Origin of the sequence: Nostoc sp. C110 (assembly GCF_043099725.1) — a bacterium.
In the GTDB taxonomy this organism is placed as follows: Bacteria; Cyanobacteriota; Cyanobacteriia; order Cyanobacteriales; family Nostocaceae; genus Nostoc; species Nostoc muscorum_A.
The window spans coordinates 33,342-58,717 of sequence record NZ_CP171142.1; the positions used below are offsets into that span (position 1 = coordinate 33,342).

The window sequence follows — 25,376 nt, forward strand, 5'->3', positions numbered from 1 at the left end:
AATGACCAATAATTCAGAGACAGAACAACAAGTTGTTTCTTCACAAGAAGTGCTTCAAACTATCAAAGAGATGCGAAATAGACTTGAGGCAGCCAATAAAGAAAGAACTGAACCTATCGCGATTATTGGTCTGGGTTGCCGATTTCCGGGTAATGCAAATGACCCTGACTCATTCTGGCATTTATTACATGAAGGTATTGATGCTGTAGCAGAAGTACCACCTGGTCGATGGGATGTTGAAGCTTACTACGATCCAAACCCCGACACTCCTGGGAAAACCTACACCAAACAAGGTGGCTTCATCCAACAAGTAGACCAGTTCGACCCCTTATTTTTTGGTATTTCCCCCAGAGAAGCAGTGAGTTTAGACCCCCAACAAAGACTGCTTTTAGAAGTTACCTGGGAAGCCCTGGAAAACGCCGGACAAACACCAACAAAGCTCAGAAATAGCCAAACAGGTGTATATGTGGGCATTTGCACAGACGACTATGCCCAACGGTTCATGAATCTGGAAAAGCTCCACTTATTTGATAGTCATTCTGGCACGGGTAATGCCCGCAGCATGGCTGTAGGTCGCATTTCTCACTTCCTGGGGTTACAAGGACCGAATATTCAGGTAGATACAGCTTGTTCCTCTTCATTGCTAACTGTACATCTAGCTTGCCAAAGTTTGCGTTCTAAAGAATGCAAACTCGCCCTCGCCGGTGGAGTGAATCTGATTTTATGGCCTGTTAGTACTATCGGTCGTTGCCAATTAAAAGCCTTAGCTCCAGATGGACGGTGCAAAACTTTTGATGTTTCGGCAGATGGTTATGGACAGGGAGAAGGATGTGGGATGGTAGTCCTGAAGCGTCTTTCGGATGCTATAGCCGATGGAGATGCAATTTTAGCGGTGATTCGAGGTTCTGCTGTTAACCATGACGGACCTAGCAGCGGTCTGACAGTTCCCAACAAAATGGCTCAGAAAGAAGTGATTCAGCAAGCACTACAAAATGCGAGAGTAGAGCCGAATCAGGTGAGTTATGTGGAAGCTCACGGGACAGGAACATCCCTTGGAGACCCCATAGAGTTAGAGTCTTTGGGAGCAGTTTATGGCAAAAACCGCCCCAGAAATCAACCCTTGGTAATTGGTTCAGTAAAAACAAATTTTGGGCATTTGGAAGCAGCAGCAGGAATTTCAGGTTTGATTAAGGTGGTTTTATCGCTTCAGAATCAAGAAATACCCCCGCATTTGCACCTAAACAAACCCAATCCCCACATTCCTTGGCATCAACTTCCTCTGGTAGTTCCTACTTCAGCAATTCCCTGGAATGTAGGCAATCAGCCCAGGATTGCAGGTATCAGTGCCTTCGGGATTAGTGGGACAAACGTGCATATAATCTTGGAAGAAGCGCCAGAACAAGTCCAACTTCAAAAATCTTTAGAGCGTAAATTACATATATTATCTCTCTCAGCAAAAACTCCAAAGGCTCTAGAAGAGTTAGTTGCTAGTTATGCCCATCATCTGGAAAATTATCCAGAATTAGAGCTAGAAGACATCTGCAACACTGCAAATACAGGGCGCTCTCATTTCAATCATCGACTAGCAATCATTACCTCCGACAAAGCTGAACTAGCTACAAAACTCAGTAATCTGACAGCAGGCCAAGAGGTTGCCGGACTATTTTCTGGTCAAATCTCTAACATCACGAGTTCACCCAAAGTAGCTTTTCTGTTTACGGGTCAGGGTAGCCAGTATGTAAATATGGGTTGGCAACTATACCAAACTCAACCCACTTTTCGTCAAACCCTAGATAAATGTGATGAAATTCTGCGACCCTACCTAGAGAAGCCTTTGTTGTCAGTGCTATATCCACAGTCAACAGCACTTGCAGAAAATTCCTCAATTCTAGATCAAACTGCCTACACTCAACCTGCCCTGTTTGCAATAGAATATGCTTTGGCTCAGTTGTGGCAATCTTGGGGCATCAAACCCGATGTGGTCATGGGTCATAGTGTTGGGGAATATGTGGCAGCAACTGTAGCAGGAGTATTCAGCCTAGAAGAAGGACTAAAACTGATTGCAACGAGGGGAAGGTTAATGCAGCAGTTGCCTAGTAGCGGAGAGATGGTATCTGTGTTGGCATCAGAGTCGCAGGTACGAGAGGTAATTGCCTCTTATACAGCCAAGGTAGCAATCGCAGCCATCAATGGCCCCGACAGCATTGTGATTTCCGGTGTTGGTGAAGCAATCCAAGAAATTTGTCGCAGTTTGGCAGAAATGGGAATCACGACCAAACCCCTACAAGTGTCCCATGCTTTCCACTCTCCTCTCATGGAACCAATGCTAGCGGAGTTTGAAGCTGTCGCCAAAGAAGTTACCTACAATCAGCCTCGAATCCCTCTAATTTCTAATGTCACCGGACAACAGGCAACAGAAAAAATCGCCACCCCAGAATATTGGGTGAACCATGTCCGACAACCCGTGCATTTTGCTCAGAGTATGCAAATTCTGCATTCGGAAGGATATAAACTGTTCCTAGAAATTGGACCAAAGCCAATACTCCTGGGAATGGGTCGTCAATGTCTACCAGAAGAGGTGGGCACCTGGCTGCCTTCATTACGTCCCCCTCAAGAAGATTGGCAACAAATACTCTCAAGTTTAGGGCAACTATACACACAAGGAGTAGCTTTAGACTGGTCAGGATTTGACCGTGATTATCCCCGTCGCAAAGTGACGCTACCAACCTATCCGTTTCAAAAGCAACGCTATTGGCAGGAAGTAGCAGAAAACAAAGACAAAACTGTCTCTACACCAATTGTCCAATTGCTCAACCAAGGTGCAACCGAGGGGTTAGCTAAAGAATTAGAACTGGCGGGGGAACTAAGCGAACAAGAGCGACAATTACTGCCAAAGCTACTCGGACTTTTGGTGAAACGGCAGCAAAATTATCTGGAATTCAAAGGGGGTATAGTTCACGAATATTACAATGCCGTAGCAATTTTGGGTCAAGAGCAAGCTGGAAATCAAGCAGATGCTCACTCGGAATCAGCATTCTTAACCTTTGGTTTATTTCCAGAAAAAGTTCCTGATTTTTCTTGGATTAAATGTCTCACAGAGCCGAATCAAGAAAAATCACGTCAGATGATTGTTGATTCTCAAAAAGAGCTGAGAAAATTATTGTTTGCTCAAGTAAATTTCTCAGCTTGTCAAAAAGTTTTAGACTTTGGCTGCGGATACGCTTCGGATTTAATTCAGCTAGCCAAAAAACATGAGCATCTACAATTGAACGGCTACACGATTTCCAGCGAACAAGCCAAACTTGGCAGCACAAAAGTTGAAGAAAATCAACTGCAATGGCGGGTAAAAATATTTAATCGAGATAGTGCTAAAGATGAGTTTCCCGAACAGTATGATTTGGTATTTGGGTTTGAGGTAGCCCACCATATTCTAGATAAAAAGTCATTATTTACGAATATTGGTAATCATTTGAACCAACAGGGATATTTAGTGTTGGCAGACTTCATCTCTAATAGTGAATTTACCATCGATCATCAGGAAACATCTTCCTACTTTATTACTAAATCGGAATGGGTAGAGCTACTATCTGAACATCAACTACAGTTAGTCACAGCTATTGATGTAAGCCCAGAAATATCTAACTTTTTATACGACGCAGACTTTGAGCAACGTTTGGAACAGTTGTATCAAAAAAATCGTGACGAAAACGTCAAAGCAGGGTTCAAATCCTACTATCAATTAGGGAAAGTTCTCAGTAAGGGAATAGCCAGCTATGTGTTGCTAACAGCACAAAAGCAACAGCAGTTATCTAAAGAGAAAATAGCTGAGTGGAATCAACAAATCTTAGCTCAGTTGTCGTCTTACTCAGAGGTAACACCACAGCGTTGGCTCTACGAAATAGAATGGCAGTCCCAGAAATCATCAATTCTTCCAGAACAGACAACAGGGAGCTGGTTGCTGTTTATAGAACCTGGTGCTATGGCGGAAAAATTAGTGAGAAAATTGGGTGAAGGATGTATTTTAGTATCTCCTGGTTTAAGTTATCAGCAGATAGACAAAAAACACTACCAACTCAACCCCACTGTTCCAGAAGAATTTAAACGTCTGTTGGGTGAAATCACTGCTCAAAACTCACAACTCCAGGGAATTGTTCATCTGTGGACTGTGCCAACAACTAACGGTCAGTTAGAAACAGCTATAGAACATAGTTGTGCCAGTCTGCTACATCTGGTGCAAGCCTTGGTACAGACACAACAGCAGCAGGTAGCGCCTCTGTGGGTAGTAACCCAAGGTGCGATGAGTGCGGGTACAGACCAGGAAACAGTGCAAGTGCAACAAACACCAGTGTGGGGATTAGGTCGGGTAGTAGCTTTGGAACATCCAGAATTGCAATGTCGATTACTCGACTTGGAATTGAACAGCAAAGCCGAAGAAATGGTGAAGTGGCTACATCAAGAACTCATTTCAAAAGACGACGAAAACCAGATTGCTTACCGTCATGGAGAACGTCTGGTAGCGCGACTGGTGCGCCGACAGACAACCACTCAACCACAGCCAGAGATCGCTATTGTTCCTGAAGGTAGTTACCTGATTAGTGGGGGATTGGGTGCTTTGGGATTACAATTGGCTCAGTGGCTGGCGGATAAGGGCGCTAAACATTTGGTATTGACTGGGCGTCGCCAACCCTCAGAAACAGCACAACAAACCATCACCCAAATAGAGCAAGCCGGAGTGGAAGTCTCTGTGCTGTTAGGTGATATTTCTGTCAAACAAGATGCAGCTAGTATTTTGGCACAGGTGAACGCATCCTTACCACCATTGCGAGGTGTGATTCATGCCGCAGGAGTTTTGGATGATGGGGTTTTACAGCAGATGAACTGGGAACGGTTTACAAAAGTGATGGCTCCGAAAATTCAAGGCGGATGGCATCTGCACCAATTAACCCAAGAGTTGCCATTGGATTTCTTTGTCTGTTTCTCCTCAGCAGCATCTTTGTTAGGTTCAGCTGGTCAAAGTAATTATGCCGCGGCGAACGCTTTTCTGGATGGCTTGGCCGATCATCGGCGATCGCTGGGTTTACCAGGATTGAGCGTCAACTGGGGCACTTGGGGAGAAGGGGGTATGGCGGCGCGTTTGGCAGATCAGTTCCAAAGCCGGATTCGTTCTCTGGGTATGAGTAGTATTCCTCCAGAGCAAGGGTTACAAATTTTGGATCGGTTGTTGGGAGAATCGGCCACCTCAGTAGGGGTGTTTCCTGTGAACTGGTCTGTGTCTGTGGCACAATTGCCAGCAGAGATGAAGATGCCAGTGTTGTCAGCATTTATTGGTTCGCAGTCTGTAGCCCAAGAAACTAAAACCAGTGAGTTTTTGGCACAACTCAAAGCAGCGAAAGCAAGCGATCGCCCCCAAATAATGACGAATTACCTCCAAGGTGTTGTAGGTAAGTTATTAGGATTCCCTGACTCTCAATTGCTAGACCCACAGCTAGGATTTTTTGATATCGGGATGGATTCTTTGCTGGCTTTAGAGTTAAGGAATTTGCTACAAACCAGTTTAAGTTGTGCTGTTTCTGCAACAGTTTTGTTTGAATATTCCAATATTGAGTCTCTAGCTGAGTATTTAACCACAGATGTTTTGGCAGGAAAACTAGAAGCGACGGTGGAGATATCTGACAATGGTAAGCAACAACCGCTAGCAGATGTTTCTGGTGAGAAACAAACCTCCCAAGAGCCAGAGACATACGCGATCGCAGCAAAATTCCAACAGATACAAAACTTACTCAACAAGGGGGTATGATATGAATCAACCTCTTTCATCCCAGCAGTTGTTTGAGCTTCTAGAGCAAGTTCACAATAAATTAGAAGCAGTTGATCGAGAAAAAACCGAACCGATCGCGATTATTGGAATGGGTTGCCGATTTCCTGGAAACGCCAATAATCCCGTTTTATTGTGGCGTTTATTGCAAGATGGTGTGGATGCTGTTGGCGAAGTACCATCAGATCGCTGGGATGTTGATGCCTTCTACGACCCAGATCCCGAAGCTCCTTCCAAGTCATACACCCGCAATGGTAGCTTTATTCAAGAAGTTGACCAGTTCGACCCTCAATTTTTTGGCATGTCGCCTCGGGAAGCAGCTAGTTTAGACCCCCAGCAAAGGCTGCTGTTAGAAGTTACCTGGGAAGCTCTAGAAAACGCCGGACTTGCACCAAATAAGTTGAGAAACAGCCGAACTGGTGTGTATGTGGGCATTTGCACAGACGACCATGTGTCTAACCAAACAGTCAACGCAGTTATCAAGCTAGTTACGCCATCAAGTAAAAATCAAGAGACTTCCACCTCGGTCGATGGCTACACTGGCATAGGTGTTGCCCGCAGCATAGCAGTGGGTCGTATTTCCCATCTACTTGGGTTGCAAGGGCCCAATATTCAGTTAGATACTGCTTGTTCGTCCTCTTTAGTAGCTGTGCATCTCGCTTGCCAGAGTTTACGTTTAAAAGAATGCAATCTTGCCCTCGTAGGCGGAGTCAATGCGATTCTGTTCCCTGGGAACACTATAGCTCGTTGCAAGATGAAGGCTCTGGCTCCTGATGGTCGCTGCAAAACTTTTGCTGCTTCGGCAGACGGTTATGGTCAGGGAGAAGGATGTGGGATGGTCGTCCTGAAGCGTCTCTCAGATGCCCTAGCCGATGGTGATTCAGTTTTAGCAGTGATTCGAGGTTCGGCTACCAACCACGATGGACCTAGCGGTGGTTTAACTGTGCCCAATAAGAAAGCTCAAAAGGAAGTCATCCAGCAAGCACTACAAAATGCCAGGGTGGAGCCGCATCAGGTGAGCTATGTGGAAGCTCACGGCACTGGCACTACCCTTGGCGACCCCATTGAGCTAGAATCCTTAGCAGCAGTATATGGCAAAAACCGTCCTCACAGTGAACCGTTGGTAGTTGGTTCGGTCAAGACCAACTTTGGACACCTGGAAGCGGCGGCTGGCGTTTCATCTTTAATGAAAGTTGTGTTGGCGCTCTATCATCAGGAGATACCGCCTCATTTGCACTTTACAGAGCCTAATCCTTATATACCTTGGAATGAAATTCCTGTGGTTGTTCCCACTACAGGAATTCCCTGGCTGCGGAAAGAGCAGCCCCGAATGGCGGGAGTGAGTTCCTTTGGTATGAGTGGGAGCAACGTTCATGTGATTTTGCAAGAAGCTCCAGAACAGGTTAAAAGTCCAAAGTCAAAAGTTGGAAGTGAAGATTCTTTAGAACGTCCTGTTCATTTACTAACTCTATCAGCGAAAACTCCAAAGGCTCTGGAAGACTTAGCCAGTTCTTATTATGATCATTTGAAAATTCATCCAGAACAAAAACTGGAAGATATCTGTTACACCGCTAATACTGGACGGTCTCATTTTCAGTATCGTCTAGCTGTGCTAGCGGCTTCGGAAGCGGAACTGAGGGAAAAGTTGGGAGATTTCAGTACCAATAACGAAGCACTAGGGTTGTTCTCAGGTCAACTCCAGAACACCAGCAGTCAACCAAAAATAGCTTTCCTATTCACAGGTCAAGGCTCTCAGTATATACGAATGGGATGGGAGTTATACCAGACTCAACCGATTTTCCGTCAAGCTTTGGAGCAATGCGATCACATTCTGCAACCTTACCTAAAAATCCCTCTACTAGAAGTACTTTATTTTCACACAGAAGTAGAAGATCAAGCTTCTCATCTAGTGAATGAAACCGTATACACTCAACCGGCTTTGTTTGCTCTGGAATATGCCTTAGTACAGTTATGGAAATCCTGGGGAATCGAGCCAGATGTGGTGATGGGTCATAGTGTGGGAGAATATGTGGCCGCAACTGTAGCCGGAGTCTTTAGTCTTGAAGATGGTCTTAAGCTAATTGCCACTAGGGGACGGTTAATGCAACAATTACCCGAAGGTGGTGAAATGGTGTCAGTGTTGGCATCGGAGTCTCAGGTAAGAGAAGCGTTGGTGCAGCCCACCGTAGGCATCGCACCTTATACTTCACAAGTAGCAATTGCTGCTTTCAACGGCCCTGAGAATATAGTAATTTCCGGGGGCAGTGAAGCGATTGGGGCAATCTGTAGCAGTCTAGAATCCCAAGGAGTTAAGATTAAACGCTTACAGGTATCCCACGCTTTCCACTCACCACTCATGGAACCAATGCTAAGGGAATTTGAAGCAGTCTCTCAACAAGTAAGCTACAATCAACCGCGAATTCCTTTAATATCTAATGTGACTGGACAACGAGTTGATAAAAGCATTGCCACACATCAATACTGGGTAGATCATGTCAGACAACCTGTGAGATTTGCTAAGAGTATTGAGACGTTACATCAGCAAGGATATAGAGTCTTCTTGGAAATAGGGCCGAAGCCGATACTGTTGGGGATGGGTCGTCAATGTTTACCAGACGACAATCAAAAAGTGTGGTTAGCTTCTTTGCGTTCACCCCAAAGTGATTCGGAACAAATGCTCTCTAGTTTGGGGCAGTTGTATGTGCAGGGAGCTAAGGTAGACTGGTTAGGGTTTGATCGAGATTATCCTCGTAGTAAGGTAATGTTGCCAACTTATCCGTTTCAACGGCAACTTTATCCGAGAGAACCAATCCAAAACCTACACAACCTCACATTTGTAGCGACAGAAAATGGGAATACTTCTATCGTTAACCTCCTGAGTCAAGGATATACTACAGAGTTAGCTCAAAAACTAGAAAAAGCTGGTAATTTCTCACCAGAGCAAGTAAAATTATTACCCGATTTATTAGCAGTATTATCTGAAAAACATCAGCAAGAATTAGCAACAGCAACTATCAAAGATTGGCTCTATCAAGTTCAGTGGAAACCTTTTAATATTAGTCAGCAAAAGCCAAATTTTCAACTTAGTCATTGGTTGATTTTTGCTGACTCGACAGGGTTAGGACGAGATATGATGACTCAATTGCAACACCAAGGACATGAATGCAGTTTAGTTTATCGAGCCGATACTTATCACAGTCCTGAAAGAGGAATTTATCAAATTAATCCTGAGCATCCTCAGGAATTTGAACAACTCTATCAAGCAATTATTGAAACAAGTACATTACCCATAAAAAGGGTAATTCATCTGTGGAGTCTAGATGCTAGTTGTGAACAAGATTTAACGATTTCTGCCTTAGAGTCAGCGCAACTTTGGGGATGTGGCAGTGTACTGCATTTGTTACAGGCTCTAGTCAAAAACACCAAAACTACTTTACCCCAATTGTGGCTAGTTACTAGAGGATCGCAGCCCGTCTTTGCATCAAAGACAGAACAACTAGCAGTCACTCAATCATCTTTGTGGGGGTTAGGTCAAGTCATATCTTTTGAACATCCACAACTCTGGGGCGGTTTGGTAGATTTAGACCCTCAAGGTTCAGAAGATGAAGGACAAAGATTACTGCAACTGTTAGCAGACAACCGAAAAGAAGACCATCTAGCTGTGCGTGATCGAAATACATATATAGCTCGTTTAGTCAAGCAATCTCTGCCGGAATTTGTTCCCCTGTCATTGCGTTCTGATGCAACTTATCTGATTACTGAAGGTCTGGGAGCTTTAGGATTACATACAGCCGAGTGGATGGTGTCGAAGGGAGCCAAACATTTAGTTTTAATCAGTTGTCGCCAACCTGCTGAACAAGCACAGAAAACGATTGAGCGTTTAGAACAAGCAGGAGCTAGCATTCATGTCTTGTGTGCAGATATCTCTAGCGAACAAGACGTGGTGAAAATTCTAGAGCAAGTGCAGAAATCCCTACCGCCATTGCTCGGTGTGATTCATGCAGATGGAGTCTTGGATGATGGGATGATCCAGCAAATGAGTTGGGAGCGTTTTACTCAGGTAATGGCTCCCAAAGTAAAAGGCGCTTGGTATCTGCATAAATTAACTCAACAGCGATCGCTAGACTTCTTTGTCTGCTTCTCCTCAATGGCTTCGTTATTGGGTTCGCCTAGCCAAGAAAACTATGCTGCTGCTAATGCATTTATGCACCCAGCGATAAGAGAAACTGTAGTCATTGCTAGAGAAAATAGTGCAGGCGACAAACAATTAGTAGCTTATCTTGTCCCGCATCAGGAGGCAGCACCCACAGTTAGTGACCTACGTCGTTTCTTAAAACAGCAACTGCCAGAGTACATGGTGCCAAGCGCTTTTGTGACAATGGAGTCCTTGCCACTGACACCTAATGGCAAGGTAGACCGTCGCGCTTTACCTGCACTCGATAGCTCTGTTCGGGAACAGGAAGATAATTTTGTTCTACCGACTACCCCTACTGAAGCAAAACTTGCTGTTATCTGGGCAGAAGTCTTGGGAGTGCAGCAGGTAGGCATTAACGACAATTTCTTTGAACTGGGAGGACACTCCCTGCTGTCTACCCAAATTATCTCTCGCATCCGACAAGCTTTTTCTATTGAAGTTCCCCTAAGCCTTTTATTTGAAGAACCCACCATCGCTTCGCTGGGCAAGGAGATCGAAACTGCACTTTATACTGCGTCATCGGGGGCATCTAGAGGTAGCGCCATTTCAAACATTTTACCACCTTTTGTCCCCGCAACGCGAGAAGGACACATACCACTCTCTCTGGCACAAGAGTATATGTGGTATGAGGAGCAATTAAATCCTGGCAGTTGCGTCGGCAACAGCGGTGTGGCTTTACGGTTCACTGTCAACCTTTCTTCAGAAGTGTTGGAGAGGAGCATCAACGAAATTATTCGCCGTCACGAAATTTTGCGGACTACTTTTCCTGTCGTGGAGGGTCAACCCGTGCAGGTGGTCGCCTTAGAGCTAACTCTACCGTTAAAGATAATAAACCTGCAATATCTGCCTCCTGGTAAGCGAGAAGCTAAAGCTCTTAATATTTCCGAACTCCAGATAAGCCACCACTTTGACTTAGCTAATGGCCCATTGATTAAGACAACCTTATTGCAGTTGTCTTCAGAAGAACATTGGTTGTTAATACTGATGCACCACATCATCACGGATGGCTGGTCAATTGGCATCTTTTTACAAGAGTTAGAAACGCTTTATAACGCTTTATCAAATGGCTTACCTTCACCCCTCAGAGAAGTACCGTTCCAGTACGCCGACTTTACTCTCTGGCAGCGGCAACAATTTAATGAAAAAGTATTGGAAAAGCAGCTCTGTTATTGGCTGCAAAAGCTGACCGCTCCCTTACAAACGCAAGAATACCTGCCTGCAAAAGAACCAAACCCAAATCCCAACAGCCGCCGCGCCTCTTCCTATTCTCTAATTCTCAGAGAAAATCTTGTTGCATCGCTCGAAAACCGAAGCCACTCTCAAAATGTTACTATCTCCACCATCCTCATTGCAGCTCTGAAGCTCCTCTTGTTCAAATGGAACGGACAAAGCGAAATTCTGATACTGGCGACCATTGGCAATCGCAGCACTCCAGAAATTGAAAAAATGCTCGGTTGCTTTATCAATGACGTAATTTTAAGAACACAGTTTGATGACGAGCAAACAGGAGTGGCTCTTTTAGAGCAGGTTAAAGAAACGCTCAATGAGGCGATCGACAACAAGGAGATTCCTTTACAACAAGTCATGGAAGCTGTCAAAAGCAAGAGAGAAATAACCCTCTCGGCAAGCGTAACAATAGTTCCTCTGATAAGGGCTTCCGACCTGATGCCTCTGTGGGACTTCGCGCCAGTTCCATCCAAAAATGAACTGTGGGACGAGGAGATTCCTCTAGAACTTTATATTTCCGCCCCTTCGGAGGAGCTTAAAACTCTCGAAATTAGCGCTGTTTACAGCACGGATTTGTTTACCAGGGAAACTATAGAGCAGCTGTTTAGCTACTATCAGGAAATCCTGCAAAAGCTTGCTGAATCACCAGAAATAAAGATTGCTGGATTTGAGCGGTTTCCAGAAAAAAATAGAGAAGGTATCGAATGAAAAAATCCCCTGCATTCGGCAAAATGCACGTTTTTCTTCTCGTCTGGTTTGGACAACTGGTATCCCTGACCGGATCGGGTCTGACTAGCTTTGCATTGGGAGTGTGGTTTTACCAGCGCACGGGTTCGGTCACTCAATTCTCTCTAATTTTGCTATCTGCCATGCTGCCCGGTATTCTGATTTCGCCGATAGCTGGCGCATTGGTAGACCGTTGGAATCGGCGCTGGTGCATGATTCTTGCCGACTCCAGCGCGGGTGTGATTACGGTGGCGATCGCTCTATTACTCGCCACCGACAGTCTCGAAATTTGGCACATCTACCTAGTCGTCAGCCTAAGTTCTGTCTTCAAAGCCTTCCAGTTGCCAGCCTACACAGCTTCGACCTCAATGCTCGTGCCGAAAGAACACTTACCGCGTGCTAGCGGTATGGTTCAGTCAGCAGAAGCTTGCGCTCAACTCATCTCGCCCCTGCTGGCAGGAGTCTTGCTAGGAATTGTCCAGCTTACTGGTGTCATTTTCATTGACTTTGTAATCTTCCTCTTTGCCCTCACAACCCTATTGCTCGTTCGTTTTCCTAACGCTAAGACTGCTGCTGTCTCAGAAGATGAGAAAAGTTCGCTCTGGCGCGAAGCGACTTATGGCTGGACTTACATTGTTGTTCGACCCGGACTCTTAATGCTGCTGATTTTATTCGCCACCTGCAATTTTGTACTAGGGATTGTTGTGGTGCTATTCACACCATTGGTACTAACATTCGCTTCAGTTACCGTTCTTGGAACCATTCAATCCATAGGTGGTGCAGGGATGCTTCTGGGCAGTCTGGCTATGAGTATTTGGGGAGGACCCAGACCGCTAATTCATGGGGTATTTGGTTTCGCGATTCTCAATAACTTGTGCGTCTTAGCATTTGGTTTACGCACTTCTTTTGCACTCTTCGCCCTTGCCAATTTCTTGTTTTTCTTCAGCTTACCAATCATTAATGGCTGTTGCGATGCCATCTTACTCCGAAAAGTGGCTCCCGACGTTCAGGGCAGGGTCTTTGCAGCAATCAACATGATTTGCTGGTCATGTATCCCACTTGGCTTTGTGGTTGCAGGTCCTCTAGCGGAGCGAATTTTCGAGCCTTTAATGGCGAAGAACGGTTTGTTTGCAGGAAGCATCGGACAAATCATTGGCGTGGGACCGGGGCGTGGCATTGGTCTGCTATTTATTGTGATGGAAGTGCTGTTGACGCTGGTAACTGTTGCAGCTTACCAATATCCTCGCTTGCGATTAGTGGAAGATGAATTGCCTGATGTTATTTAGTATTTTTTTTAGTTTAACCAGATAATCAATTAAGTAAGTTTCATAAAACTTGATATGAATCCTTTACTGCAAGCTAATCAGTCTGAAAAAATCTAGAACGGCAAAACTAACTGGAGAGGTTGAGACTAAAGGCTTAATTACGTATGCGTCTTAAAAATATCAAACGAGTTTACTATGCTTCCAACCTCCCTTGAGCAAGTTTTACCGCTCTAGGAAAAAATTAATGATGCTTAGAAAGCAAAGAAATGTGGTTAAGTTATTCAAGTTCAGTAAACCAAAAAGTTCTGCGATCACTACTCGTTCCACTTCATCATCACCCCATCCACAATCGCAACACCCCACTGCCCAAACTTCGCCAGTAGTTTCTTGATCACAATCTGCTTTCGCCGGATCATCATTCCAACACTCCTGCAAGAACTCAAACCCCGCATTCTGCGCCGAATTCGCCGCAACGAGTTAGTTTCTGCATACTTCGTGGTCGCTCCTGGAGCAGAATGTCTGCGGGGAAATCTTAGTTAATTGCTATATTCTGCAACATTTTTTCAAGAAAAATACAGCCGATAACAAGTTAGTATACAGCAGTTACTCAAAAACAGGTAAAGCAAGATTATGGCAACAATTATAGGTACTGATGGGGACGATATTTTAATCGGGACTGCTGGAGATGACAGAATTATCGCTAGTGCAGGGGATGATACCATTACTGGTGGAGATGGTAAGGATACCATTGATTACAGTGACTTGGAACAACCTATAACACTCCAACCAGTGGTGATTCAAAAAGGTGTAATTGGAACTGATACGTTTAGAGATTTCTTTGAAACTGTTATTGGTGCTAGAGGACAGACTAATATTATTGATGCGACTACTGACAGTACCAATGTATCAATAGTAGCTGATTTATCCAAAGAAAGACTAGAAATTAGAGTTGTCGGTTCACCACCAATAATAGTCAGTGTGAAAAATTTTGTGAATGTAATTGGTACAAATCAAAAAGACACTATTACTGGTGATGCTGTTGATAATGAATTATCTGGTAGCGGCGGCAATGACATTATTAGAGGCAGTGCAGGCAACGATACCTTAAATGGTGGAGATGGTACTGATACGGCTGATTACAGCAAAATAGGTGTAAGCTCTACTATCTTCATTGATGGAACTCTTAAAAAAGGTGGCGGACGGGGTACAGATTTACTTGGCAATTTTGAAAATCTTGTTGTTGATGCTAGCGTTGCAAATAACACTATAGATGCCTCAATTGCTCCTTCAGCACTCTTTTTAGTGGGAGATGCATCAGTTAACGTTAACCTTGAAAGTCAAAGTTTCGTAATTAATAATGTTCCTAACATAGGCACAGTTGAATTCACATTTATAAACTTTGATAATGTTAAAGGTACAAATCAAAGTGACACCATTGTGGGAGATAGACAAAATAATCTGTTATTTGGCAATGGTGGAAACGATACACTTTCTGGTAAGAGCGGGAACGATACACTCGCTGGTGGGTTAGGTGCAGATACTCTCACTGGGGGACTAGGTGCAGATAAATTTGTTTTTACCAACCTATTAGAGGGTGTTGATATTATCAAAGACTTCAAGGCTGTTCAAGGTGACAAAATTCAAGTTTCTCAAGCAGGGTTTGGTGCTACTGACCTTAGTGACTTCAGTTATGATCCCCTAAATGGTTCTTTATTCTTCCAAGAGTCTAGATTTGCCATTCTAGAAAATAAGCCTATTGGTTTTCAAACTAATTTAGATATTCAACTGGTTTAATCTCAAAGATTGTATAATTTCAACCAAATAGTGGGACTTAGAGGTTGTTTGAAAAGTGTCAGTTTGAGCCTTAAATGCAATTTACAGAAGCGAACGCGAATTCCAGAACCCCCATTATCTCGTTCAACTTCTAGGATAGCCAGAGTAGTCAAACATACATTAGATGACTTTTCAAACAACCTCTTAGAGTCTTCCTTGCTCCAATTGCTGTTATGGTGCTACTCGCCAAAACTTTAGATGACAGAAGATCACAAAGATAATACTTGCTTCGTAATTATTGTAACTCTGCAATACTTGCAGCAGACTTCTTGGGCAACCTTCTTGGCGACTGCTGCTTTCATCTGATTCAGTGAGGGAGGGTTATCTTCAAGTGCGATCGCTTAGGCTAAAACTTGCCCAGGAAATGCGATCGCTAAACACACAAACTTCAACGAAGCTGATTGACTCTGTTCTACTTGGCATCACCGTGCTACTTGATTAAAAGATGTATTGCACGACGAACATATACTTCCCAAGGCTCAGTCTGAGGTTGAAAAATTTGTGCATAAAGCATAATTCCACTCATCGTATCAAAAACTAAACTAGGATCTAAATCTGCGTGAACTTCATTTCTGACTTTTGCTCGTTCAATTACAACAGCAAAAGCTTGCCGTCGAGGTTGCAGATATTTTGTCCAATAAATTTGAGCAAATTGAGGACTAGTTGAGGCACTACTGATGATCATAGCAACAGTCTGCCGTCCCAAAGGACTAAGCGTAATTTGCGCGGCATTCTCAATCAGAGCATCAATATCATCCCAAAGACAACCAGTATCAGGGATAATAACTTCTTCTCTAAAACTTTCTATTGCCGATGCAATCAGTTCTTCTTTACCTTTGTAGCGTCGGTAAATAGTGGGTTTACTAACCCCTGCACGGACTGCAATTGCGTCAATACTTGTACGTTCATATCCAACTTCTGATAGTAGTTCCAAGCTTGCTTGCAGAATGGCTTGATGAGATTGAAGGTTACGAGGTCGTCCTGGCAGATTTTTCACGGGTTTATTCATGCAATTATCATCTCAAAGCATCAGTATTTAGACAACTTGCGAACAGTTACGAGTTGACATTCTCTCATATTTTACGATACGGTATCGTAAATATAATCTCTAATCACTCAAAAGTGAGAAAAAACATGACTGGCTTTTCAAGCGGACGAACACTGCCATTACCCCCTGGTCGCTTCGGTTTGCCCATCATTGGCGAATCCATTAGTTATTTGCAAGAGCCAGCACGTTTTATTGGGCAGCGACAAAAGCAATATGGAGCAGTCTTCAAAACCCATCTATTTGGTCGCCCAACGATTGTCTTAATTGGGGCAGATGCCACACGTTTTCTATTCAGTAATGAAAGTCAGCGATTTGAGATGACTAATACTACAAGTTTTGAGACGCTACTAGGAGCCAACTCAATTGGAGTCAAGACAGGTACTGCTCACCAAAAACTTCGTAAACACTTGTTCAAGTCCTTTGAGCCAAGAGCGCTAGCTGACTATGCCAAAACAATGGAACAGTTGACTCATCGTTATCTGCATAAATGGGAAGAGATGAAAACTTTGGCTTGGTATCCTGAACTGAAAAAATACACACTTGATATTGCCTGTAGGTTGTTTATAGGTGTTGATAATGCCGCAAATGAGAACTTGGAAAAAGTTTACGAGGCTTGGAGTAATGGACTATTATCTATTCCGATTCGATTTCCTCTAAGCAAGTTTGCTCGTGCAGTTCGTGCGCGAGAGCAGCTTCTTGTGCAATTTGATCAGTTAATTGTTCAACGTCAAAAACAACCTACTGCCCATCGAGATGTTTTAGGAATTCTATTACAAGCAGAAGATGAGGAAGGGAATCGTCTGAGTATTGAGGATGTCTTAGATAACGTGTTAGCAATGCTTGTTGCTGGACACGAAACTTTAACCTCAGCACTAACTTCCTTATGTTTATTGTTAGCTCAACATCCACAGGTATGGCAAACAGCACGTTTGGAACAAGCAAAAATTGGACACGCACAACTGCTGACACCAGAATGTCTTAAGCAAATGACCTATCTAGAGCTTGTGCTAAAAGAAGTCCTACGGATGCTGCCTCCAGTCGTTCGTAGCGGTTCGCGCAAAGTAATTAAAGAAAGCGAGTTTGCTGGATATCGTATCCCCCAGGGCTGGGACGTGTTTTACCAAATTCAGGAAACTCATCAAGACGAGAATGTTTACATTCAATCTCAACAATTTGATCCACAACGTTTTGCATCTGAATCCACTCAAGACAAACAAAAGGTCGGAAGCTATATTCCTTTCGGTGGCGGGATTCGAGAATGTTTAGGTAAAGAGTTTGCTCGGTTAGAAATGAAACTGTTTGCCGTATTATTGATCCGTGACTATGAATGGGAAATACTTCCTGGACAAAATCTAGAACGCCTAGTACTACCATTTTCTCGTCCGAGGGATGGTTTGAAAGTCAAGTTTTGGAGACGCGAAGGCTAACAGTGTGAAATCGTATTCCTAAAGTAGATATTCATCATTCATTTTGAGCCACGGGCGCGGCTGTGCTTTTACCCATAAATTGACCAAAAAATGAATCATAACTTGACCAAAAGTTAACGTAATTTCAGGGTTTTCAAACAATCAACATTTCATCTTGTGAATCAAATAATGACCGCAAGTTCAAAATTTGCATCATAATGCGACCAAAAGTTTAATTCTGGCATTATTCAAAAAACGAGTATTCAAACACTCCAATTTCAGTCTAAGTTTTGAACTTTTGTACTCAGATATGGTTCAAAGTGGCCATGATATGCTTCAAAAGCATATTTTTATTTATATTTGAGTTGACGCTGATATTTATATCGCAGCGATCGCTCTGTTGCCACTTATGCGATCGCCTACTACGGCTTTAACTAAGTAAAAATGATAATCATGAAGAAGAGGGTAGTTGCGCGACGCGCAAATAACCTCTTCTCTCCTTTGCACGATAATCATTACCAAATAAATTACTCATATATGAAAACTGAAGTATATGTTGTCCACCTTGTTTATGAAGCATAAAGCGGCAATAACTGCCATTTTATGTTTCAAGTCACGAGCGGCGGAACAAGTATCTTCATGAGGGAATATCGCTTCAACGCCACAGTCCTGCTTTTCAGCTAGCAACTGAGCAAGTTGACTTGGTGCAACATCCACAAGCGTTAGCGTCGTGCAGTCTATTACCGTAGGTAAGTCTTTTTCCAACTCTTCCACGCTTTCAAAAGTCTGAGGCGAAGCGCCCCTCAAGGACGCATGAGCCGTTTCTTCAACACGCGGATTTTAAGATCCCCCTTTAAAAATAAAGAACCCTTGTAGAGACGTAGCGCTGCTACATCTCTACATTCTTTTTCGGACGTGTCTACTCGACATTCTGTGTTTTGAGCAAACTATGCTTGCAGCACAAAATCAGATGCGGTGAGAGTTGGCGAACCAGTTAGAGTTGCAAATAGTCCACCACTGCCAAAACCAGCCGCGCTGCCATTTTGGTTGTAGAACAACTCACCATTTAGAGGATCGTAGACAATTTTTGCCGTGCTAGTCGCTGCTGAACTCGTGATTTGAAAATCAGTGATGTTACTAAAACCAGTTCCGGCAGCAGAAGTAATTGTACTAAAGGTAGTCTTATCCAGTACAATCTTGTCACCTTTGCTGCTTTGGAAGTCAGCGATCACATCAACACCAACAAAGTCAGCATTGCTGTTGTAAACGAAAAGGTCAGCACCGACACCACCAACAAGAACATCATTGCCTTTGCCACCCACAACAGTATCATTGCCTTCTCCACCGATGAGAATATCATCGCCTTCACCGCCCCGTAATAGGTCATTTCCACTATTACCATTGATGATGTCGTTACCCTTTTGACCATTAATCACATCATTGGAGTTGTCAAAACCCGCGATGTTATTGTTAAGGTCATTTAGGAAGGTGACGGTATTCTTGTTAAAGAGATTAGTTTGAGTGGAGTTGGCATTGAAGACATCAAAACTGTCAGTTATACTGGTTTGTCCATCAAACAGGATATTACCAATAGCTGGTCGTGAACCATTTGCTGATAAATTATCCAGATTTTCTAATTGGAAGTTTTGCAAGGTAACTTTCGTAGAAGCCGCATCCAAAAAGGTGAGTTCTAAGTTATCACCATTTTGAGTTAATTGCAGATTTCGGGCAGTTAAACCACTACCAATAAATTGCAACGTATCCAGTTGGCTAATCACCGTTGCTGATGGATTTGAGCCAATTCCTGTTCCAGTAAAATCGGCGATAGTGTCATTTCCATCACCAAGGCCCAAGACAAAAGTATCATTACCATTGCCACCAAGCAACAGGTCATTACCATTGCCACCAATGATGGTATCATTGCCGTCACCGCCAGCAATCGTATCGCTGCCATTGCCACCAAGCAACAGGTCATTGCCATTACCACCGGAGATGTTATCGTTGCCCTCATCACCAGCAATCGTATCATTGGCATTGCCACCAAGCAACAAGTCATTACCATTGCCACCGGAGATGTTATCGTTGCCCTCATCACCAGCAATCGTGTCATTGGCATTGCCACCAAGCAACAAGTCATTGCCATTGCCGCCGGAGATGTTATCATTGCCGCCACCACCAGAGATGGTATCGTCGCCTCCATTGCCAGCAATCGTATCGTTGCCGCCACCGCCAGAGATGTTATCGTTACCCTCACCAGCAGAGATGTTATCATTGCCGGCACCACCAGAGATATTAGCACCAACAGCGATCGCAACTCTAGCAGTACTAGTCAGGCTACCATCGCTGATGGTGTAATTAAAATTGGCATTACCACTAAACCCATTAATTGGGGTAAACACGATGAAATCATCTGTCGAGTTGCCCGGAGTGCCGTTATTATTCAACACAGCAGTACCGTTGGTTGCACCACTAACACCAGTAATGCTGAGGCTAGTGCTATCGATGTCGGTATCATTAGCTAGCAGAGTAGTAGCAAGGATGGTTACAGCAGTATTAAAACCAGTAGTTAGGCGATCGTTGACGGCAATGGGTGCATTGTTCACGGGCTTGACATTGAGGTTGAAAGTATTAGTAATGTTACCGCCATTGCCATCACTAACAGTGAAGTTGAAGCTGTCAGTGCCGTTGAAGTTGGCATTGGGGGTATAAATGAAGAAGTCGTCACCGGGGTTGTCTGGAGTGTTGTTGTCGTTAAGTGACAATGTGCCGTTAGTGGGGCTAGTGAAATCACTAATGGTTAAGGTATCGCCATCAATATCTGTATATCTACGTAGGATATTGCTAGCAAGGATGTTAACGGCGGTATCTTCGTTAGTCGTAGCGGCAGTCTGAAAGCCAAACACCACGTAGCTTGACCCTGCCGCATACTGACCGTTGGGGTCGGCATTACTTGCACCGATAATCAGGTCATCAAAGCCGTCGCCGTTGATGTCACCCGCACTGCTAACAGAACCGCCTGAGAAGTCATACGCATTAATACCGTTAATCACAAAGCCGTTGCTGCTATTGAGGGTTGAGAGGTTGAATTGGGCATCAAAGCTACTATTGCTGCCAAACACCACGTAGCTTGACCCTGCATAAGCCTGACCGTTGGGGTCGAGATTAATTGCACCGATAATCAGGTCATCAAAGCCGTCGCCGTTGATGTCACCCGCACTGCTAACAGAACCGCCTGACAAGTCAAGTTCATCAATGCCGTTAATCACAAAGCCGTTGCTGCCATTCAGGGTTGAGAGGTTGAGTTGGGCATCAAAGCCACTATTGCTGCCAAACACCACGTAGCTTGACCCTGCCCTAAACTGACCGTTGGGGTCGGCAAATCTTGCCCCGATAATCAGGTCATCGAAGCCGTCGCCGTTGATATCCCCCGCACTGCTAACAGAAAAACCTGAGTTGTCATCCGCATTAATACCGTTAATCACAAAGCCGTTGCTGCCATTCAGGGTTGAGAGGTTGAGTTGGGCATCAAAGCCACTATTGCTGCCAAACACCACGTAGCTTGACCCTGCCCCAGACTGACCGTTGGGGCCGACATATCTTGCCCCGATAATCAGGTCATCGAAGCCGTCGCCGTTGATATCCCCCGCACTGCTAACAGAAAAACCTGAGTTGTCATCCGCATTAATACCGTTAATCACAAAGCCGTTGCTGCCATTCAGGGTTGAGAGGTTGAGTTGGGCATCAAAGCCACTATTGCTGCCAAACACCACGTAGCTTGACCCTGCCCTAAACTGACCGTTGGGGTCGGCAAATCTTGCCCCGATAATCAGGTCATCGAAGCCGTCGCCGTTGATATCCCCCGCACTGCTAACAGAAAAACCTGAGTTGTCATATTGATCAATGCCGTTAATCACAAAGCCGTTGCTGCCATTCAGGGTTGAGAGGTTGAGTTGGGCATCAAAGCCACTATTGCTGCCAAACACCACGTAGCTTGACCCTGCCGCATACTGACCGTTGGGGTCGGCATTACTTGCACCGATAATCAGGTCATCAAAGCCGTCGCCGTTGATGTCACCCGCACTGCTAACAGAAAAACCTGAGAAGTCACCCGCATTAATACCGTTAATCACAAAGCCATTGCTGCCATTCAGGGCTGAGAGGTTGAGTTGGGCATCAAAGCCACTATTGCTGCCAAACACCACGTAGCTTGACCCTGCATTCTGCTGACCGTTGAGGTCGGCACCTGTTGCACCGATAATCAGGTCATCAAAGCCGTCGCCGTTGATGTCACCCGCACTGCTAACAGATATGCCTGAGTTGTCATACGCAGCAATACCGTTAATCACAAAGCCGTTGCTGCCATTGAGTGAGGAGAGGTTAAAAACTGAAATAACCTTGGGTGCGTCATTGACTCCCTTAATGGTCAAATTGACGTTAGCTGTATTAATCAAGCTGCCATTGTTGGTAGTGTATGTAAAGCTGTCATTGACGCTTTCACCGAAACCCAAACTTTCAAATTGAGCATTTGGGTCGTAGGTTAAGCTGCTATCAGCATTAACAGTAATTAAAGCACCAGAACTCAAGGTAATGGGAGTACCAACAAAAAATGTCTTACCATCAATAGCTGTCACCGTTAGGAAATTACTGTCGTTGGCTAAGACCTCTACATTAACGGCAGTGTCTTCGTCGGTAGTAGCTGTGTCATTAACTGCAACAGGAGGTCTATTGGTAGGTGTAGGAGATGCAAAGCCAAAGACCACGTAGCTCTGCCCGGTATAACTCTGACCGTTAGGAGAGGCACTACTTGCCCCGATAATCAAGTCATCAAAGCCGTCACCGTTGATGTCCCCCGCACTGCTGACAAAACTGCCTGAGCGGAATGTGAGACCAGACTCATCAATGCCCTTAATTACAAAACCTTCGCTGCCATCCAGAGATGAAAGGTTGAAACCAGCACCAAAACTACTGCTGCGACCAAAAACTACGTAGCTCTCCCCTGCATTATACTGAGCTTTGAAGTCAGAACTCACAACCCCGATAATCAGGTCATCAAAGCCGTCGCCATTAATGTCTCCTGCACTGCTGACAGAAACCCCTGAGCGGTTATCAAAATTAATGCCGTTAATTACAAAGCCATTGCTGCCGTTAAGGGAGGAGAGGTTGAACAGGGTACTAAAGCCGCCGTTGCTGCCAAACACCACGTAGCTCTCTCCGGCATTAAATTGCCCATTGGGGTCAGCACCACTTGCCCCAATAATCAGGTCATCAAAGCCGTCGCCGTTGATGTCTCCCGCAGTGCTGACAGAATTGCCTGAAAAGTCATCATTATCAATGCCGTTAATCACGAATCCGTTGCTGCCATTGAGAGACGAGAGATTGAGTTGGGCATCAAAGCCACTGCTGCTGCCAAACACCACGTAGCTCTCTCCTGCTCCAGTCTGACCGTTGGGGTCGGCACCACTTGCCCCAATAATCAGGTCATCAAAGCCGTCGCCGTTGATGTCCCCCGCATTGCTGACAGAAACCCCTGAGCGGTCATCAGTATCAATACCATTAATCACGAACCCATTGCTGCCATTGAGAGACGAGAGATTGAGTTGGGCACCAAAGTCACTGCTGCTGCCAAACACCACGTAGCTCTCTCCGGCATAACTCTGACCGTTGGGGTCGGCAGCAGCAGCCCCAATAATCAGGTCATCAAAGCCGTCGCCGTTGATGTCTCCTGCACTGCTGACAGAACCGCCTGAGCGGTCAACGCTATCAATGCCGCTAATCACAAAGCCGTTGCTGCCGTTAAGGGAAGAAAGGTTGAAGCTAGCTCCAAAACCACTATTGCTGCCAAACACCACGTAGCTCTCCCCCGCTATAAACTGACCGTTGGCATCGGCACTATCAGCCCCGATAATCAGGTCATCAAAGCCGTCGCCGTTGATGTCACCCGCACTGCTGACAGAACCGCCTGAGTAGTCATCATTATCAATACCGTTAATCACGAAGCCGTTGCTGCCATTGAGAGACAAGAGGTTGAATCTAGCTTCAAAACCACTGCTGCTGCCAAAGACCACGTAGCTCTCTCCTACTCCAATCTGACCGTTGTGGTCGGCACCATCAGCCCCGATAATCACGTCGTCAAAGCCGTCACCGTTGATGTCTCCTGCACTGCTGACAGAACCGCCTGAGCGGTCAAGGGTATCAATGCCGCTAATTACAAAGCCGTTGCTGCCGTTGAGGTCAGATAAATTTAAAACTGCATTCGCCATTATTGTTGATTCTCCAAGTTGTGTTATTTTTCGAGTCTAGAAACGTGAAATTTCACCTCTAGACTCATCCCATCGTCACCATCCGCCGAATTTCATCACTCTTAAAGCCGATCGCCATTGGACGACGCACCCCTGGTAGTGCCACCACATCGTATAATTCCAGTACGGCTCCCTCTATTCGCAAGGAATGCACAATATCTCCACTCCGCAGGTCAATCACCAGCAACCCACATCGAGGTTCGACGTTTTTTTGTTGCAATTTTTCATCTAAGGGTAAACCACTAAAGGTTTTGTTGTGCCTCGGCTGAGAAATCCCCACGATCGCAAAGTTGCCATGAAATGCACAACCACGCATATATCCCGGACAAAAAGCCACGGGTTCAAAGCTGCCTCGTTCCAAATCTACGTAGCCAAAATCCCCTGTCCCAGAGTTGAGTAACCACAATTTGTCTCGATACCACCGAGGAGAATGGGGCATAGAAAGCCCCTTAATTACTATCTCGTTACTCTCCACATCAATGACGCAACCACCATCAGCCCGCCTGTCCCGCCATCCCTCCGCCGCATCTGACTGACTAACAACAGTCACATATCTGGGTTGACCATCTCGCATTGCCAACCCGTTGAAATGACACCTGTCTTCTGCTGCCAATTTACTAATAAAGGGCGGTTGCCACAGGGGAATGAAGCTATGGGTGGAACTAACTTTGGCTAAACAGCTAAATAAGGTATTGACAAATATCAGATTCTCTGATTCATTTAAGCCACCACTGGGAATTTTGCCGTTTGGGAATGGGGAATTACTCAGGGCGATATCATGAATGTCTAAGTCTCCCGTCACATAACTTATCTGGGGCAAATAAACAGCATCGTAGTTGTCGTGAACTTGTCCCGGTTGTAAGATGTTTTCAAAGCGCCACAGTTGATAAAGCGAACTCATATACAAACTGTTGCCACGGGCATACAAACCCATGCAGCGTTCAAAGGTGCGCTCGAATACTGATAGTTTGCCGCCTTGTTGTAACCCGATGAAAAATAATTTACCTGCTTGATATGTGGTGAAAGCTAGACTAAGATTCTGTTCCAACAGCCAAGGGGTAAACTGCCGTGAGGCATTTATTTCTAAGCTATTAGTTGCAGTTACAGGATTTTGATTCATTGTTTCTACCAGGGAGGAGGATAAAAAATTATCCTATCCCGATGTAGGTTTTTTGCCTCTTCAATTATCCCTTAAGTAGAATCACATAATTTGCTTCATTAAATCTTGAAAATATAACTTTTTGTCAAATCTTATACATTGTCACATAAACATTATATTAACTTTATTCTTTGTCTGAATATATTTTGTTTTCTGATTAAAACTGATGAATACGCATTTTTTTGTTGTTCCACAAATCATTCTGTAGTTCGGATTGGCTTTGTGGCTAACTTACTTAGTCGTAATGGCATAATTGCGATCGTTGCCGCCATCAGTCCCTATCGTCAAGTTCGAGAGGAACTCAAAAAGACTTCTACCAACTTTATCGAAATTTACGTTCATGCTCCTATAGCCGTTTGTGAATCCCGTGATGTTAAAGGACTTTGAACAATGTGTTAACCAA

Annotated in this window: 11 protein-coding genes; 6 read left to right on the plus strand and 5 right to left on the minus strand. The window is 44.6% G+C overall.

Annotated elements, in window-relative coordinates:
• Position 1: 1 nt before the first annotated feature.
• The 4 genes from ACFFRD_RS03240 (at position 2) to ACFFRD_RS03255 (ending at position 15,022) form a co-directional block, all read left to right on the plus strand.
• Positions 2–5,797 carry an SDR family NAD(P)-dependent oxidoreductase gene (locus ACFFRD_RS03240; RefSeq protein ID WP_392476632.1) on the plus strand — a complete coding sequence of 1,932 codons (5,796 nt, stop codon included), beginning with the start codon at positions 2–4 and terminating at the stop codon, positions 5,795–5,797.
• A gap of 1 nt (position 5,798) precedes the next feature.
• Positions 5,799–11,945 (plus strand): SDR family NAD(P)-dependent oxidoreductase, encoded by a 6,147-nt coding sequence (locus ACFFRD_RS03245; protein ID WP_392476634.1) that lies wholly within the window; start codon positions 5,799–5,801, stop codon positions 11,943–11,945.
• Between the two features lie 23 nt (positions 11,946–11,968).
• Positions 11,969–13,249, plus strand: coding sequence for an MFS transporter (locus tag ACFFRD_RS03250; protein ID WP_392476758.1), 1,281 nt, complete (start codon positions 11,969–11,971; stop codon positions 13,247–13,249).
• Between the two features lie 609 nt (positions 13,250–13,858).
• A complete protein-coding gene (locus ACFFRD_RS03255; protein WP_392476636.1) occupies positions 13,859–15,022 on the plus strand; it encodes a hypothetical protein in 1,164 nt (387 codons plus the stop codon).
• A 469-nt stretch (positions 15,023–15,491) separates the two neighbouring features.
• On the opposite strand, the gene ACFFRD_RS03260 is transcribed toward ACFFRD_RS03255, so the two are convergent.
• Complete coding sequence (locus ACFFRD_RS03260; protein ID WP_392476638.1) at positions 15,492–16,070, minus strand: TetR/AcrR family transcriptional regulator; 579 nt, start codon at positions 16,068–16,070, stop codon at positions 15,492–15,494.
• Positions 16,071–16,195: 125 nt separating this feature from the next.
• On the opposite strand from ACFFRD_RS03260, the gene ACFFRD_RS03265 reads away from it, so the two are divergent.
• Positions 16,196–17,536, plus strand: a complete 1,341-nt coding sequence (locus ACFFRD_RS03265) for a cytochrome P450 (protein ID WP_392476640.1) — start codon at positions 16,196–16,198, stop codon at positions 17,534–17,536.
• Between the two features lie 357 nt (positions 17,537–17,893).
• Here the strand turns inward: ACFFRD_RS03265 and ACFFRD_RS03270 are convergent, their stop codons facing one another.
• The 4 genes from ACFFRD_RS03270 to ACFFRD_RS03285 form a co-directional block, all read right to left on the minus strand.
• The gene (locus ACFFRD_RS03270) at positions 17,894–18,031 is read right to left on the minus strand and encodes a hypothetical protein (protein WP_392476237.1); all 138 of its coding nucleotides are present in this window, start codon (positions 18,029–18,031) and stop codon (positions 17,894–17,896) included.
• Positions 18,032–18,046: 15 nt separating this feature from the next.
• Positions 18,047–18,289, minus strand: coding sequence for a hypothetical protein (locus ACFFRD_RS03275; protein WP_392476641.1), 243 nt, complete (start codon positions 18,287–18,289; stop codon positions 18,047–18,049).
• Between the two features lie 173 nt (positions 18,290–18,462).
• Complete coding sequence (locus ACFFRD_RS03280) at positions 18,463–23,775, minus strand: beta strand repeat-containing protein (RefSeq protein ID WP_392476642.1); 5,313 nt, start codon at positions 23,773–23,775, stop codon at positions 18,463–18,465.
• A gap of 64 nt (positions 23,776–23,839) precedes the next feature.
• Positions 23,840–24,934: a TIGR03032 family protein gene (locus tag ACFFRD_RS03285; protein ID WP_392476644.1), complete on the minus strand. Its 1,095-nt coding sequence runs from the start codon at positions 24,932–24,934 to the stop codon at positions 23,840–23,842.
• A 261-nt stretch (positions 24,935–25,195) separates the two neighbouring features.
• Between ACFFRD_RS03285 and ACFFRD_RS03290 the strand changes: the two genes are divergently transcribed.
• The gene (locus ACFFRD_RS03290; protein ID WP_392476646.1) at positions 25,196–25,360 is read left to right on the plus strand and encodes an adenylyl-sulfate kinase; all 165 of its coding nucleotides are present in this window, start codon (positions 25,196–25,198) and stop codon (positions 25,358–25,360) included.
• The last annotated feature ends 16 nt before the right edge of the window (positions 25,361–25,376 follow it).

Excerpts from the sequence above, each read along its gene's own strand:
- ACFFRD_RS03245 (WP_392476634.1), top strand. The coding sequence starts at position 5,799 with ATGAATCAACCTCTTTCATCCCAGCAGTTGTTTGAGCTTCTAGAGCAA.
- ACFFRD_RS03285 (WP_392476644.1), bottom strand. The coding sequence starts at position 24,934 with ATGAATCAAAATCCTGTAACTGCAACTAATAGCTTAGAAATAAATGCC.
- ACFFRD_RS03240 (WP_392476632.1), top strand. The coding sequence starts at position 2 with ATGACCAATAATTCAGAGACAGAACAACAAGTTGTTTCTTCACAAGAA.
- ACFFRD_RS03260 (WP_392476638.1), bottom strand. The coding sequence starts at position 16,070 with ATGAATAAACCCGTGAAAAATCTGCCAGGACGACCTCGTAACCTTCAA.
- ACFFRD_RS03255 (WP_392476636.1), top strand. The coding sequence starts at position 13,859 with ATGGCAACAATTATAGGTACTGATGGGGACGATATTTTAATCGGGACT.
- ACFFRD_RS03265 (WP_392476640.1), top strand. The coding sequence starts at position 16,196 with ATGACTGGCTTTTCAAGCGGACGAACACTGCCATTACCCCCTGGTCGC.
- ACFFRD_RS03280 (WP_392476642.1), bottom strand. The coding sequence starts at position 23,775 with ATGGCGAATGCAGTTTTAAATTTATCTGACCTCAACGGCAGCAACGGC.
- ACFFRD_RS03250 (WP_392476758.1), top strand. The coding sequence starts at position 11,969 with ATGCACGTTTTTCTTCTCGTCTGGTTTGGACAACTGGTATCCCTGACC.
- ACFFRD_RS03270 (WP_392476237.1), bottom strand. The coding sequence starts at position 18,031 with ATGATTATCGTGCAAAGGAGAGAAGAGGTTATTTGCGCGTCGCGCAAC.